This window comes from Cyanobacterium sp. T60_A2020_053 (assembly GCA_015272165.1).
Taxonomy (GTDB): Bacteria; Cyanobacteriota; Cyanobacteriia; order Cyanobacteriales; family Cyanobacteriaceae; genus Cyanobacterium.
The window spans coordinates 105,583-121,288 of sequence record JACYMF010000058.1; the positions used below are offsets into that span (position 1 = coordinate 105,583).

Annotated in this window: 12 protein-coding genes; 4 read left to right on the plus strand and 8 right to left on the minus strand. The window is 38.6% G+C overall.

The window, feature by feature from the left end; all coding sequences use genetic code 11:
- The first annotated feature begins 54 nt into the window (after positions 1-54).
- The gene (locus tag IGQ45_08575) at positions 55-1,593 is read left to right on the plus strand and encodes an insulinase family protein (GenBank protein MBF2057264.1); all 1,539 of its coding nucleotides are present in this window, start codon (positions 55-57) and stop codon (positions 1,591-1,593) included.
- Positions 1,594-1,740: 147 nt separating this feature from the next.
- On the opposite strand, the gene IGQ45_08580 is transcribed toward IGQ45_08575, so the two are convergent.
- The 5 genes from IGQ45_08580 to IGQ45_08600 form a co-directional block, all read right to left on the minus strand.
- Positions 1,741-4,236, minus strand: coding sequence for a glycogen/starch/alpha-glucan phosphorylase (locus tag IGQ45_08580; GenBank protein ID MBF2057265.1), 2,496 nt, complete (start codon positions 4,234-4,236; stop codon positions 1,741-1,743).
- A 349-nt stretch (positions 4,237-4,585) separates the two neighbouring features.
- On the minus strand, positions 4,586-5,869 hold the full coding sequence (locus tag IGQ45_08585; protein ID MBF2057266.1) for an MCE family protein: 1,284 nt from the start codon (positions 5,867-5,869) through the stop codon (positions 4,586-4,588).
- 11 nt (positions 5,870-5,880) lie between these two features.
- A complete protein-coding gene (locus IGQ45_08590; protein MBF2057267.1) occupies positions 5,881-6,678 on the minus strand; it encodes an ATP-binding cassette domain-containing protein in 798 nt (265 codons plus the stop codon).
- A gap of 295 nt (positions 6,679-6,973) precedes the next feature.
- Entirely contained in the window at positions 6,974-8,581 is a 1,608-nt protein-coding gene (locus IGQ45_08595) for an NAD(P)H-quinone oxidoreductase subunit 4 (protein MBF2057268.1), read from the minus strand.
- A gap of 283 nt (positions 8,582-8,864) precedes the next feature.
- A complete protein-coding gene (locus IGQ45_08600) occupies positions 8,865-11,084 on the minus strand; it encodes a PBP1A family penicillin-binding protein (GenBank protein MBF2057269.1) in 2,220 nt (739 codons plus the stop codon).
- Between the two features lie 347 nt (positions 11,085-11,431).
- Here IGQ45_08600 and IGQ45_08605 point away from each other — a divergent pair, with 347 nt between their 5' ends.
- The 3 genes from IGQ45_08605 (at position 11,432) to IGQ45_08615 (ending at position 13,717) form a co-directional block, all read left to right on the plus strand.
- Positions 11,432-12,013, plus strand: a complete 582-nt coding sequence (locus tag IGQ45_08605; GenBank protein MBF2057270.1) for a thioredoxin family protein — start codon at positions 11,432-11,434, stop codon at positions 12,011-12,013.
- 163 nt (positions 12,014-12,176) lie between these two features.
- On the plus strand, positions 12,177-12,554 hold the full coding sequence (locus IGQ45_08610; GenBank protein MBF2057271.1) for a transposase: 378 nt from the start codon (positions 12,177-12,179) through the stop codon (positions 12,552-12,554).
- A 50-nt stretch (positions 12,555-12,604) separates the two neighbouring features.
- Positions 12,605-13,717, plus strand: a complete 1,113-nt coding sequence (locus IGQ45_08615) for a type IV pilus twitching motility protein PilT (GenBank protein MBF2057272.1) — start codon at positions 12,605-12,607, stop codon at positions 13,715-13,717.
- Between the two features lie 299 nt (positions 13,718-14,016).
- Here IGQ45_08615 and IGQ45_08620 read toward each other — a convergent pair whose 3' ends face one another.
- The 3 genes from IGQ45_08620 to IGQ45_08630 all read right to left on the minus strand — a co-directional run bounded on the left by IGQ45_08620 (position 14,017) and on the right by IGQ45_08630 (position 15,538).
- Positions 14,017-14,775, minus strand: coding sequence for a TIGR01548 family HAD-type hydrolase (locus tag IGQ45_08620; GenBank protein ID MBF2057273.1), 759 nt, complete (start codon positions 14,773-14,775; stop codon positions 14,017-14,019).
- Positions 14,776-14,807: 32 nt separating this feature from the next.
- A complete protein-coding gene (locus IGQ45_08625) occupies positions 14,808-15,221 on the minus strand; it encodes a hypothetical protein (protein MBF2057274.1) in 414 nt (137 codons plus the stop codon).
- A 104-nt stretch (positions 15,222-15,325) separates the two neighbouring features.
- Complete coding sequence (locus tag IGQ45_08630) at positions 15,326-15,538, minus strand: HNH endonuclease (protein MBF2057275.1); 213 nt, start codon at positions 15,536-15,538, stop codon at positions 15,326-15,328.
- Positions 15,539-15,706 lie beyond the last annotated feature (168 nt).

The following is a 15,706-nucleotide window of genomic DNA, read 5'->3' on the forward strand; positions in this document are numbered from 1 at the left end:
TTGCTTTTCTTTTTTTGTCCTATACTCAACTTTTTTGGTTTTAAAATTTATTATATGAAGATTAAAAAATTTTTCTCATTCCTGCTATTAATAACTTTTATTTGGCAAGTATTTCCTTTCAATTTACAAGCAAAAACAGATAACTTTAACTCAGAAATTTCTATTACTCCTTACCTAGAACAATTTAAGAATAAAGTTAGTGAGTTTACCCTTGATAATGGCTTGAAATTTATTATTTTAGAAAATCATCAAGCGCCCGTCACCTCCTTCGTAACCTATGCAGATGTAGGTGGAGTTGATGAACCAGAAGGGAAAACAGGAGTAGCGCACTTCCTCGAACATTTAGCGTTTAAAGGTACATCAGAAATTGGTACCATTAATTATCAAGCAGAAAAACCCATATTAGCAGAATTAGATCAGCTTTTTCAACAAATAAAAATAGCTAAAAAAAATAATAACTCAATCAAGTTAAATGAACTAGAAACTAAATTTCAAAAATTAAATCAAGAAGCCAGAAAATACGTTAAACAAAATGAATTTGGACAAATTGTAGAAATTGAAGGAGGAGTAGGTTTAAATGCTGCTACTTCTGCTGACTATACTGCCTATTTTTACAACTTTCCTAGTAATAAATTAGAATTATGGATGTATTTAGAATCCAATCGATTTTTAGACCCAGTTTTTCGAGAATTTTATGAAGAAAAACAAGTAATTTTAGAAGAGAGAAAACTACGCACCGATAATTCTGCTATCGGTAAAATGGTAGAACAATTTTTAGACACTGCCTTTGTTTCTCATCCTTACCGTCGCCCAGTAATTGGGTATCGATCAGACATTGAAAATCTAACCATATCAGACGTTACCGACTTTTTTAATCGTTATTACGGCGGTAGTAACATCACCATTGCTATCGTGGGAGATGTGACACCTAACCAAGTAAAAACTTTTGCTCAAGAGTATTTTGGGCGTTTTCCTAAAACCGTTAAACCAGACTTGCTTAGTATTAATGAACCAATACAAACAAAAACAAGAACAGTAGAAGTAAAATATCCTTCTCAACCTCTATACTTTGAAGGGTATCATATCCCTAATCTCAATGACCCAGACTATTTAGTCTATGACATGATTGGCTCTATCTTGAGTGACGGGCGCACTTCCCGCTTATATCAATCCTTGGTCGAAAACCAAAAAGTAGCCCTAAGTGCTTCTGGTTTTACTGGATTTCCCGGTGATAAATATTCTAACTTAATGGTATTTTATGCTGTCTTAGCTCCCAATAAATCCTCCGCCGAGTTGGAAAAAGCTCTAGATCAAGAAATAGAAAAACTAAAAAACGATTTAGTAATGGAAGAAGAACTAATGAGAGTTAAAACTCAAGCAACAGCTAACTTATTGCGCTCTCTTGACTCTAATGCAGGAATGGCAAATTTACTAGCACAATATCAAGCCAAAACTGGAGATTGGCGTAATATTTTCACTCGTTTAGAGGCGATTAATGGGATTACTGCCGATGACATTCAAAGAGTAGCTAGAAAAACTTTTACGGATAGTCAAAAAACCGTGGGTAGACTTATAACCAGTGGAGAAAATTGATAATTGAGTAGGATTAGTAATTATTAATAGAGCGTAGTGTAACAGTTGGTTAACTGTTATTTTAAGCAAGAAGTAACCAGTTTTGTCGGGGGTGTGGAGGGCGCTTGATTTAAGTATCAAGGTGAAAAGCGCCCTCCACCTAGGAAATTAATCCTCTAACTCAATATTAACCGAGTCCACCTCCCAAATTTCCTTACAGTATTCTCGGATAGTGCGATCGCTAGAAAACTTCGCCATACGGGCGCTGTTTAAAATAGACATTTTCGTCCATTTTTCTTGATCACGATAAGCCTCCGCCACCTTATCTTGACAATCCGCATAAGCCGAGAAATCAGCCATCAACATATATTGATCACTCCCCAACAAATCATCCACAATAGGCTTAAATAAATCCCGATTGCCATGACTGAAATAACCATCACGAATACGGTTAATTACTTGGGCTAACTCAGGATTATTATTATAGTAATCCATAGGATTATAGCCATTTGCCTTCGTTTGACCCACTTCCTCCGCCGTTAAACCAAACAAGAAGAAATTTTCAGCGCCCGCCTCCTCACGGATTTCAATATTAGCACCATCCAAAGTACCAATGGTTAATGAACCATTCATAGCAAATTTCATATTACCAGTACCAGAAGCCTCCTTCCCCGCCGTAGAAATTTGTTCCGATAAATCAGCCGCCGGATAAATTTTTTGACCCAAAGAAACATTAAAATTAGGCAAGAAAACCACCTTAATACGACCGCGCACATCAGGGTCTTTATTAACCACATCTGCTACACTGTTGATTAATTTAATGATCAATTTTGCCATGAAGTAGCCGGGCGCCGCTTTACCGCCAAAAATAAACGTACGAGGCACAATATCCACATCTGGATTTTCTTTAATACGATTATAAAGAGCGATGATATTTAAAACCGCTAAATGTTGGCGCTTATATTCATGAATCCGCTTAACTTGTACATCAAAAATCGAATTGACATCCACCTCGATGCCCATTTTTTTGAAAATATACTCAGCTAACCTCTGTTTATTAGCTTTCTTGATCGCGCGCCACCGTTGACAAAACTTAGCATCATCAATATATTTTTCTAAACCGCGCATTTGGGTTAAATCTTTTAACCAACCATCGCCCACTTTTTCCGTCACCAATTTAGATAACTCAGGATTACTCAACAAAATCCAGCGACGAGGAGTCACCCCATTAGTTTTATTAAAGAACTTTTCGGGCCACAAAAAGGCAAAAGCGCGCAAAGTTTCTTTTTGTAACAACTCCGTATGTAGTGCCGCTACCCCATTAATGGCATGACTACCCACACAGGCTAAATGAGCCATGCGCACTTTTTGTTCAGCGCCCTCCTCAATAATCGACACTTGAGTTAATAAATCCTCTCGATCGGGATACCAAGTGCGCACATCTTCGAGGAAACGATAATTAATTTCAAAAATAATTTCCAAATGGCGGGGTAAAAGCTGTTTGAATAAACTTACTGACCATTTTTCTAACGCTTCAGGTAAAAGAGTATGGTTAGTATAAGCAAAAGTTTTTTGGGTAATATACCAAGACTTATCCCAATCCATGGCATACTCATCCACAAATAAACGCATCAACTCTGCCACAGCAATAGCCGGGTGAGTGTCATTAAGCTGAATCGCTACTTTTTCATGGAAATTAGCCAAACTCTCATTACGACTAAGGTGTAATTTTACTAAATCCTGCAATGAAGCAGACACAAAGAAATATTGTTGCGCCAATCTCAACTCACGACCAGCCGGGGTATTATCATTAGGGTATAACACCTTAGAAATGGTTTCAGAATTGATCTTTTCCTCTACCGCCCGATCATAATTACCAGCGTTAAAGGCTTCAAAATTAAACTCCTCACTAGCTTCCGCCTTCCATAAACGCAAAGGATTAACCGTATTAGTTTTAAAACCCGGTACAGGAGTATCATGGGGAATTGCTAAGACAGTACGATCAGGAATCCAAGACACCCGGCAATTACCCTTAGAATCGCAATAGGGCTGGGTATAACCACCTAATTTAACAGGCATAGTTTCATTAGGGCGAGGAATTTCCCAAGGATTGCCAAATCTCAACCAGTTATCAGGAATTTCCGCCTGCCAACCATCTTGGATTAACTGATAAAAAATCCCAAATTCGTAGCGAATACCGTAACCAATGGCAGGAATTTCTAAACTAGCTAAGGAATCGAGGAAACAGGCCGCCAAGCGCCCCAAACCGCCGTTTCCTAAACCGGGATCAGGTTCTTGTTCTAATAATTCCTCTAAATCTAAATCTAATTCACTGATAACTTGTTCAATTTCTTGATAAATGTCCAAGTTAACAAGATTATTCCCCAAATGACGACCCATCAAAAATTCAGCGGAAAAATAACAAACTAATTTACTGTTTTTTTCTCGATAGGTTTCCTTAGTTTTCAGAAAACGGTGTAAAATACGGTCTCTAATGGTGTAGGCGAGGGCGACATAATAATCATATTTTGATGCTTTATTCTGGTTGATACCTTGAATGTAAAAGAGATTATCTAAAAACGCTCTTTTGAAGGTTTCAGGGCTCATGCCTGTGCGATCATCTTCTACTTGGATGGTGGGTTTTGTTACTATTTGCTCTACCATGTGAAATTCTTATCTGTTCTATACCTCTTAGGTTATACGATTTTTTAGTATATGGTTAATTTTTTCTTTTTGTTTTACAGTGCATTTCAGATCAATAAACCACATTTTTTGTTTCTCGCCTCCATGAACAAGGGAAATGTTTTATCATACGATATTGAGAGTTTTTCCCTTTTTTCCTTTCACAACCAGTAATTTATCACAAGCTAAGACGCATTTAACTTACCCATTCCATTAACAAGGGGTTTAAACTCCTTGCCTTATGACTTAAACGCTTACCTGTTGCTCGTTGCCTACCTCCACCATTAAACTTAAATGTGCGCTTAGATTCGTCAAGGTAATAGAGCCATTTTTATTTTAATAATTGATGGTTAGAGTTTTGGGATTGAAAAATTTGAGGAGAAGTGGATTGTTTTGCCGTAATTTGTTGGGCGTCATGGAGAATTGTGGCCAACTCCACTTGTTTTTCTAACATATCAGTATAGGAGATTAAACTACTTAAACCATCTACTAAACGGCGCACGTTGTCCCTAAATTGTGCATCTCCTGTCAAGTCATCTATATCTGAAGTAATTTTAGCGGTATTAGCAAATGTTACCCTAGCAGAGTCGAGGGTTTGTTGTAAAGCCACTAAATTAGTAGGGTTATTCAACTCTTGAGAAACGGCGTTTAAATTATTGGTAATTGTTTCTAAATTGGCGATGGCTTGATTAATATTTTCTGCCATTGCCACCGTGTCAACTTGATCTAGTGTACGATCTAATTTTCCCACCACATTATTAGCATTTTTAATTAACTGTGTGGCTTCTTTACTGGTTTCACTGAGACTCACCACAGTTTCATTGAGAGTTGATTTATTATTTTCTATCAGTTCATTTGTATTACGGGTGAGGGCGCTGATTTCTGTGGCGGTGGTGCTAAACTGATCCGCAAGGCGATTAATTTGCTCGGAGGTGACATTAGCGGTATTGGCGAAAGATTCGGAAGTAGCAATGACACTATCGGCAACGGTGGAGAGTTTATCCAAGTCTTTGCGAGTGGAGGCTATAAAAGCTGATAAATCATTACTGAGAAGGGCGACATTTTCTCCTGCTTTAGCAGTGTTAACTACGGCTTGATTTAATTGCCCGAAAAAAACAGGATCGCTCAATAATACGGTTAATTTGGTCATGCTGGCGATTAAATCACCGCTAAACTGTCCTTTAATCACATCTTGATCGCAAATAATCTCGTTTTGTTCATTACATTCTGGGCTAAGGGGATTAATTTGGCGCGCGCCGTCAGTGAGTTGCGATTGAGGTGACATGGTGATGATTATTTCCCCTAATAGCCCTGATTGGGTAGTTTCTACTAATAAATCTTTGGGAATTTTTAAGGTACTATCGATGTCGGTTATGACTTCAATACCGTTAACATCTGGTGTAATGGCGGTAATTTTACCGACTTCCATGCCTCGATATAATACTCTGCCTCCTTCTCGTAAACCGCCCACATTATCAAATTGCAGACGTAGTTGGTAGGTATCTTGTCCTAAAGTCATGCCCCTTAAAAAGAAAACTAAACCGCCAAAAATCACACCGCCAAGAATAATAAATAATCCTAAAGTTCCCTCTCTTGCTAATCTTGAACGTGCCATGTTAAACCTCTTTAAACTACTTGAATAGGCCCTTCCCGACGGGCGCTGAAAAATTGTCTGACTAATTCGTTATCGGTATTGTCAATATCGCTTACTTGACCTTCCCATTGAACCTTACCATTATACAAAAAAATTATTTTCTGACCAGTTCTTCTGATGGTACTTTCTTGGTGAGTTACCATGACATAAGTTTGACAAGCGGCGCACTCCACCCTTAAATCAGTTACTAAGTCTTCGATGACAGTGGAAGCAATGGGATCAAGTCCGGCGGTTGGTTCATCATAAAGGATAACTTCTGGTCTTTCTGCGTCATTTTCGGGATTAAAAGTGACGGCGCGCGCAAAACTAACTCTTTTTTTCATGCCTCCAGAAAGTTCCGCCGGATAAAGGTCTCCTTTATTGGGTAAACCAACCATTTCTAAACTTTGATCCACAATTTCACCGATTTTTTGAGAAGATAAACGAGAGTGTTGATGAAGAAGAAAACCGACATTTTCTCTGACGGTGAGAGAGTCAAATAATGCTGCCTGTTGAAATACCATACTAATAGCCATGGAGTCACCATGGTCATCAATTAAACCGACTCTTTTTTTGCCATTGACATAGATTTCCCCCTCGTCAGGAAGTAATAAACCAGCAATTATTCTTAATATAGTTGATTTTCCTGTGCCTGATGGTCCAATAATTACCATGGCATCTCCCCGATAAATATTTAGGTCAAGTCCATCTAAAATGACGTCATTACCAAAGGCTTTTTTGATTCCTTTTAACTCGATGATGGGGGTGAGGGCGCTGGTTTGATTTTCCATTTTATTTAGGATAATTATTTAAAAGGGCAAAGGGCAAAGGGCAAGGGGCAAAGGAAATTATTATTTCATAATTCGTAATTTCCCCATTTTCCCTTCCCCCCTTACTCCATTAATGACAACAGGGCTGTTTCAAAGTAAGAGAATGTAATTAGCTATGATCCTCAGCCTATAAGTATCAAAAAATTTTTACTTCTTGAAATTTTAGCTGTTATCTAAAAAATCTGAGAAAATCTTTTTTCATCAAAAACAATCAAAACTTATTACTTATTACTCATTACTTATTACTTTGCCCAAACTAAAAATTTGATAATGAAGCAGGGCTAGGGATGGAGGGCGCTTGAAGAGCAATCACTTCCATGTTTTTCTCCTCAACAATTTCCGTAGTTAAATTAGGAACAGATTGACGCAATAAAGCCGTTAACTGGTTAGTGGTACTATCATAAATCTGCGTAACAATTTTCGGATATAAACCAATACCGATAATAGGAATCAACAAACAAGCAATAATAAATACCTCTCTTGGTTCAGCATCAATCAGTTTACTATGAGATACTAATTCCTTATTTTCAGGTCCATACATTAACTCCCTTAGCATAGATAATAAATAAATAGGAGTTAAAATCACCCCTACCGCAGCCAAAGACACCATAATCACCTTAAAAGTAGTGCTATAAGCGTCACTGGTGGCAAAACCAATAAATATCATTAATTCTGCCACAAAACCACTCATACCGGGTAAAGCCAAAGAAGCCATAGAACAAGTTGTCCACATGGCAAAAATTTTCTTCATCTGCTTACCAACTCCGCCCATTTCATCCAATAAAAGAGTATGGGTGCGATCGTAAGTAGCGCCCACCATAAAAAACAGACTCGCCCCGATTAAACCATGGGAAATCATTTGTAACATAGCGCCACTCATACCAGTATCAGTAAAAGAAGCAATACCAATCAACACAAAACCCATGTGAGAAATAGACGAATAAGCAATTTTGCGTTTTAAATTACGTTGTGCAAAAGAAGTAAAGGCAGCATAAATGATATTAACTACCCCTAAAATAATCAAAACAGGAGCAAAATAAGCGTGGGCGTCAGGTAACATCCCGGCATTCATCCTAATCAGCGCGTATCCCCCCATTTTTAAAAGGATTCCAGCTAATAACATATGGGCGGGCGCTGTCGCTTCCCCATGGGCATCAGGTAGCCAAGTATGGAGAGGGAAAATCGGTAACTTCACCCCGTAGGCAATGAGAAAACCGCCATAAAGCAGTAATTGTAAATTTAAACCATAATCCTTTTGAGCAATGGCAGTCATATCAAATGTCACCGTATCCCCGTAAAAAGCCATGGTTAAAGCCCCTACAAGGATGAATAACGAGCCTCCAGCCGTATAAAGGATAAATTTGGTGGCCGCATACAAACGCCGTTTACCGCCCCAAATAGACAGGATGAGATACACTGGCACAAGTTCTAACTCCCAAACGAGAAAGAAAAGTAACATATCCTGCACCGCAAATACAGCAATTTGTCCGCCATACATTGCCAACATGAGAAAATAGAATAACTTAGGTTTAAAACTAACAGGCCAAGCCGCCATAATAGCAAGGGTAGTAATAAATCCAGTTAGTAAAATTAACGGCATGGAGATGCCATCAGCGCCCACCGACCATTTAAGATCAATATCAGGTATCCATGTATAGCTTTCCACTAATTGTAGATTAGGATTACTGAAATCATAGCCTTGATAGAAAGTATAAACGATAAGAACAAAGTCAATCAAACCCACCGTTAACGCATACCAGCGCACGGTTTTACCATCTTTATCGGGAATAATGAAAACAAAAAGAGAAGCAACAATGGGGAAAAGAATGATTGTTGTCAGCCAAGGAAAATTAGTTAAATCCATTTTTAGCTTGAGAAATACTTAATTTTTGTAAGGTTATCGTTAGTATAAATAACTTCTATCAACAATCTAACAGTATTTTTTTTTAATCTCACATTTTATAATGTTAATTTTTGTTTTCAGCACAGCCTAATGAAGGGAAAAGGGCAATGGGCAAAGGTTTAAAAAGGGCAAAGTTGAAAGGGCAAAGGTTTAAAAAGGGCAAAGTTTAAAGGGCAAAGGTTTTGAGGGTGAAAGGGAAGCAGAGGAGATAATAATTCATAATTCATAATTCATAATTCATAATTCATAATTCATCTTTCATATATTGCGCCCATAAAGAAGCACTCAGCGCACTCCCTCCCTTAGTAGGTGAATTATCATCGTTACCTAACCAGATGCCCGTCGTCAGACTAGGAGAAGGCAAATAACCGATAAACCATAAATCTTTATTGGCGGTATTCGTGCCAGTTTTCCCCGCTTCTCCCTTGCCTAGATAAGCATTTTTCCCTGTACCCATTGTTACTACATCTTGTAACATTTTTTGGATAACTTGAGCTTGAGCGGTATTAAGCACTTGACGAGTTTCCGAATTATCTTGATTGAAACGATAAACCTCTCGACAGGTAGCATTATCTTGAAAATCCGTGCAGTCACGCCCATCCCGTATAACCTTAATGGCGTGGGGGCGTTGCCATTTTCCACCGTTGGCAATGGTAGCATAAGCGCCCGTCATCTCTAGCAAATTACTTTCACTTTGCCCTAAAGCCAATCCCGGCACAGCATTAAGAGGGGATTTAATGCCCATTTTTTTTGCCATGTCCACCACCTGATTTAAACCCACATCTTGGGCAACCCTTACAGCGACTGGGTTTTCAGACCATGCCATACCTTGATACATATTGACATTACTCGAAAAATGACGACAGGGGGAAAATTGTACCCCTTGCCAGCGCACTCCACCGCAAGGATAAGATTTGTTAGGGGAAATACCCTGCGCCACAGCAGCACTATAAACAAAGAGCTTAAAAGTAGAAGCTGGTTGCCTTTGAGCTTGGGTAGCGCGATTAAATTGGCTTTCTTGATAATCTTTTCCCCCTACCATGGCAGTAATTTCTCCCGTGTCACTTTTCATGGTCAAAAGCGCCCCTTGACTAAAACCATAGTTTGTGCCATTATTAGTTATATACTGTGCGAGAGCTTTTTCCGCTTTTTCTTGTTGAGCAAAATTTAAACTGGTTTCAATGATAAAATCCCCCTCTTGTAACAAGTCTTGCCCCAGTAAACTACGCATTTCTTGGAAAACATAGCTATAAAAATAAGGGGCGATGATATTACTGAGAGTTTCCCTTGCTTCGGGACTAATGTCAATACGAGAGCGACGGGCGCTACTAGCTTCTTCCTCGCTAATCATGCCTAAATTAAACATTCTTTGGATGATTCGATTACGCAAAGCTAAAGCTGTGTCATAATCCTGCACTGGGTTGTAGGCGTTGGGCGCTGGTAACACTGCCACGAGGGTAGCTGATTCAGCGATGGTTAAATCTCTGGCGGATTTCTTGAAGTAAAATTGTGCCGCATCTTCAAAACCATACAAATTGATACCCAAATAAACTCGATTAAGGTAGGCTTTGAGAATTTCATTTTTGCTGTAAACGGCTTCTAATTTGGTAGCCACAACCATTTCTCGCAATTTACGCCCCAAATTGTTTTCTCTACCTACGGAGGGAAATAAACTCCGCGCCAGTTGTTGAGTAATGGTACTAGCGCCTTGGCGCGCTTCACCGCCTCTATTAATGACAATAGCGCGTAAGATTCCCACTGGATCAATGCCAAAATGCCAATAATAACGACTATCTTCCGAAGCCATCAAGGCTTGGGGCAAATAAGGAGAAAAATCCTTGAGGTTTGCTAATTCTCGGTGAGGTGTGGTTACTCTGGGAGATAAGGGAGTTTTACCGTCTTCGCCATATACCACTGTAGCGCCCGTATTCCCATAAGGTAACGGGTTAACTTCGTATTGACTCCATAATATGCCTACTGTTAGTAAAATAATCAGTAACCAGCCACTGAGAATAAATAAACCATAGCGTAAAACAAGGGTGGAGGGCGCTGGAGGATTCTGAAAAGATAATTCGATGACATCCGCTAACTCAGGAGGTCCTAACGTGATAACATCATTATGTCTAAGGGTAAGGTTTTGATAACGTCTTTTGCCTAAATAGATACCGTTAGTAGATTTTAAATCTTTAATTTGAAAACGGCGCTGATTTTTATTTCTCTCGATGGCGCAATGCACTTGACTAATAATGGGATTAGCAATGACAATATCACAGTTAAGACGGTTGCGCCCGATGACATAGCTTTCCCCCAAGAGAGGATAATCATAGGTTTTGCCACTAGCATTATTTTTGAGAATAATTTTTGGCACTGAAGCGCCTTGCCTGAGACGTGGTAGGTTGAATTGTGCTTGAATGGTGTGTAAAACACTGGTGACAACTTCCGAATAACCTGATTTGCGCCCCATAGTTAATATTGACTGATTGCATGACAAGACAGTCATTATTTTATCAAAAAAGCATTGGTGAATTAAGCTATGATTTTTTGTTGAGGTGGAGAATAGGGGAAAATTATGAATTATGAACTAATGTTACGCAAAAATAGAATTAATTGTTGGTGTCGGGTGTCGCGGTGTTAGGTTAAAGAATTGACAAGAAACTTATGTTTATTGATCTTTTTCTTGTACAAGAGTCTATGGAGGGAAGGGTTTTAAACCTGAAACCTGCTACCTGCTACCTGAAACCTCCCTTAACTTTGCCCTTTGCCGTAGATATGAGATAATGACAGGATAAATTGATTTATAGGAGCAAAATTATGGCGAGAACACCATCAACCATGCTAGATTTAGGGACAATAGCGCCCGATTTCTCTTTACCTGATGCTGTTAGCGGTAAACAAATATCATTGACTGACTTCAAAGATTGTCAGGGTTTATTAGTAATTTTTCTCTCTTGTCATTGTCCTTTTGTCAAACACGTTAGAGCGGAATTTGCTAGAATTGCTAAAGATTATTTACCGAAAAATATTGGTATTGTGGGCATTAGCCCTAATAATGTGGAAAAATATCCCGATGATGCACCAGAATTTTTAAAAGCCATGGCGGAAGAAGAAAGTTTTAATTTCCCCGTGTGTTACGATGAAACCCAAGAGGTAGCGAAGGCTTACCGTGCCGCTTGTACTCCTGATTATTATTTATTTGACAGTAACATGAAATTAGTTTATCGTGGTCAATTAGATGATAGTCGTCCTAGTCTTGATATTGCGGTGACGGGCGCTGATATGCGGAGGGCGCTGGATGCTTTACTGGCTGGAGAAGAAATTAACCCAGATCAAAAACCTAGTTTAGGTTGTAATATTAAATGGATTCCGGGTAATGAGCCTGATTACTTTGGTTAATTAGACTTTTCCAAAAAATAGCTTTTTTTGCAACGTATATCGGGCTTCTAGCCCGATTATTAATTTGGGTTTGCTGAATAATTTAGAGGCGTTGACTCATAAGGATTAAGACAGACTACTTAGGACTTCTTTCGGAAAGTGAAAAAAGAGATTTAAACAAGTTTTGAAAAATAAAGCTGAGTTAAGTGGCTGTCAAATTATTGATGTGACAGAGGAATTTACCAGCAAAACTTGTACAAAGTGTGGTCATGTTCACAGTAAATTAGGTGGTGCTAAAGTTTTTAAATGTCCTGAGTGCGGTCATCGCATTTTAAGGGATTATAACGGTGCTTTGGGTATTATGCTCAAAGTTTTGTCGGATACGACCTTCACTATCTCTTTTGATGGTGATGCTATTGTGGCTACGGGGATATACCGTATTGTGCCGCATAAATGTATCAGGGATATAATTCGAGCGAGTATTTTTTGGCAAGTTGGTCATGGGGAAATTGCGACATTAATCAATTTATACAAAAAGCAAGTTCAATCCGTCTTAGTTTAGTAAATTGATTAGCTATAGTAGATGAAAGAGATCATCAGGAGAAAAGACCTATGGATTTAATGATTGAGGATTTGATGGAACAACTGGTGGAAATGGGTGGTTCTGATATGCACATTCAAGCAGGTGCACCCGTCTATTTTCGCATCAGTGGTAAGCTAACCCCTATCGGCGAAGAACCTCTCACCCCCCAAGATTGTCAAAAATTAATCTTTAGTATGCTCAATAATACGCAACGTAAAACTTTAGAGCAGAATTGGGAATTAGATTGTTCTTATGGTGTTAAAGGCTTGGCTCGTTTTCGAGTCAATGTCTATAAAGAAAGGGGTTGTTATGCAGCTTGTTTACGGGCGCTGTCTTCCAAAATTCCTAACTTTGATCAGTTGGGTTTACCCGACATCATTAAGGAAATGACTGATCGCCCCAGAGGTCTCATTTTGGTAACAGGGCAAACAGGATCAGGAAAAACCACCACTCTGGCTGCTATGTTAGACCTGATCAATCGTACCCGTGCTGAACATATTTTAACAGTGGAAGACCCTATCGAGTACGTTTTTCCCAATGTTAATAGTTTATTTCACCAACGACAAAAGGGAGAAGATACCAAAAGTTTTGCTAACGCGCTAAAAGCTGCTTTAAGGGAAGACCCTGATATTATTCTGGTGGGGGAAATGCGTGACCTTGAAACGATTTCCCTTGCTATTAGTGCGGCGGAAACTGGACACCTTGTCTTTGGTACTTTGCACACCAGTTCGGCGGCTGGTACGATTGATCGTATTATTGATGTATTTCCGGCGGCAGAACAAGCTCAAATTCGGGCGATGTTATCTAATTCTCTATTGGCTGTATTCGCTCAATGTTTGACCAAAAAACACAACCCCAAACCGGGAGAATTTGGTCGTGCCATGGCACAAGAAATTATGATTGTTACTCCTGCTATTGCTAACTTGATTCGAGAAGCAAAAGCACCACAAATTTATTCAGCGATTCAAACTGGGTCTAAATTGGGTATGCAAACTATGGAACAGGCATTGGCGAATTTGGTCAAAACTGGCACGATTAGCATGGAAGAAGGATTGGCTAAGAGTGGCAAGCCTGATGAACTTAAACGCTTGTTGGCGGGCTCTGGTGTTTCTGATGGTATGACGGGCGCTCGTAAACGTTAATTTTAAATCAGTTTGTCTGTCTTTCTTTTCGGTTGAGTTATGTTTTAGTTAACCCCATTTTAATTTATCAGCCTTTCTCCTAACTTGTAACTCCATAAGGGTTGAATAGTATTCAACCCTTTCCAGCTAACAAAAAATAATTATTGGAGAGGTATATTAAACCAATAAATCGTAACTACGGAAAATATTAGTTACTTTTTCGATTAATTCGGGGGTAGGAGGCTCGGTATTTTTAAGTTTATAATCATAGTTTGATTTTAAAAATTTGTTTTTAGATTTTTTAAGTGTATGCTATTCTTCTATAAAAAATCAGTGACTTGAGATAAAACCTTCAGCGCCCCTCCCCGTTGTAATTGACGAGTATAATTATCTTGACGAATACCATTATCTTTGACGTGGGAAGGTAAAACACCGATAGCAGTAATTTCTCGTTGGCTTTCTATTTCCTTTGCCTTAGTGACAGTCATCATATCAGCAACGGTATCCCCTAAATAAATTATCGGTAAAGATGAATCTAATTGATATTTTGTTTGAATCATTTGTACTACTAAAAACAAACCTGTGGGATCGGGTTTACCCGGTGCGTCATCCATCGCCACAAGAGGGGGATTATTCAATCCTAAGCGAGTATTGAGGACATAATGGGCTGAACCATTGGTAGCACCACTAAAAAATCCCCAATAGTAACTACTTTCGTCTAATTTAGCAAAAAATTCCCGATTTACCAACAAAGGTTCTTGAGTAATATAACCATCCCATTGCTGAGGATTATCTAAATTTTCCCCTCGATAACGACGTTGGAAAAAATTTACCACTTCTTCATAGTTGATTTCTGGAGGTTTTTTATTTTGATTTTGATAGTATCTATATACTAATTCTTGAGAGCCTTCCCAGTCATTATTCCAAATTCCTTCGGCTTTAAGGTTGTCTATTTCTTCCATACTGGGGCGATGGGCGCCCTCCGTAAAATGTTCTACAGTATCCGCCAGCGCCCTTCGATAGGAGTTGGTAACGTCTCGAATCACCCCATCAATGTCAAATACAACGATTCCAGTCATGGCAGTTTGATTTAATCATAATTTACAGTTAACTATATTTTACTGCTACTCTGAATTGTTGCGACAAATACCATTACCACAACATCCAAACAAGGGTTTATGAAAAAGTAATCTTGTGAAGTATCGTTTATAAAGCTGAATTTTTTTTCTTCATATTCCCTTTCTATTTTCATTTCATAATAAACACAGGGTTCTTGTTTTAATTCTGATAGAATAGGTTTATTTACTGTTATTTTCCCCCATATTTTGACATAATCTCGCCAATCCCCCACCCCTATTTCTTGACTAATAGAGTTAGCTATATTGGTTAATTCAGCAACATTAGTTTTTCGAGCAGATTGTAAACTTAGTAATTCATTACTCTGATTTTGGCGAATAAAAAACAGAATAATACCGACAATTATCAAAATAATTCCTAACAACATTGATTTTTCTTCATGGCTCATTAGGGGTTTAGAACTGAATCGCTTCACTCCCCTCCCATTCACAACCGCACATGAGACTTTCACCTCATACGGTCCCGGTTTGCTATTCCTTGTCATGGATGCTGTCACCTTTCCAAACTTCCGTCTGTTCTGGTTTTAATATTATGGCAATGACGATGTAAGAGTTGTAAGTTATCGTATTTATTAGAACCACCTAAACTCTTTGGGATTATATGGTCGATTTCTATAATATCCTCAGATGTGAAAAATTGTCCACAGTGAGGACATCGTCCTTTTTTGCTTTTTGAGAATAAGAGTAAATTATTTGTATTTACAATATCAAAAAACGGTGGAAGGCGCCCTCCACCGCAATATTTTCACCATCAAATTAATTACTATCTGATGTTACGCAAAATATAGAATTAATTGTTGGTGTCAGGTGTCGGGTGTCAGGTATTAGGTTAAAGAATTGACAAGAAACTTATGTTTATTGATCTTTTTGTTGT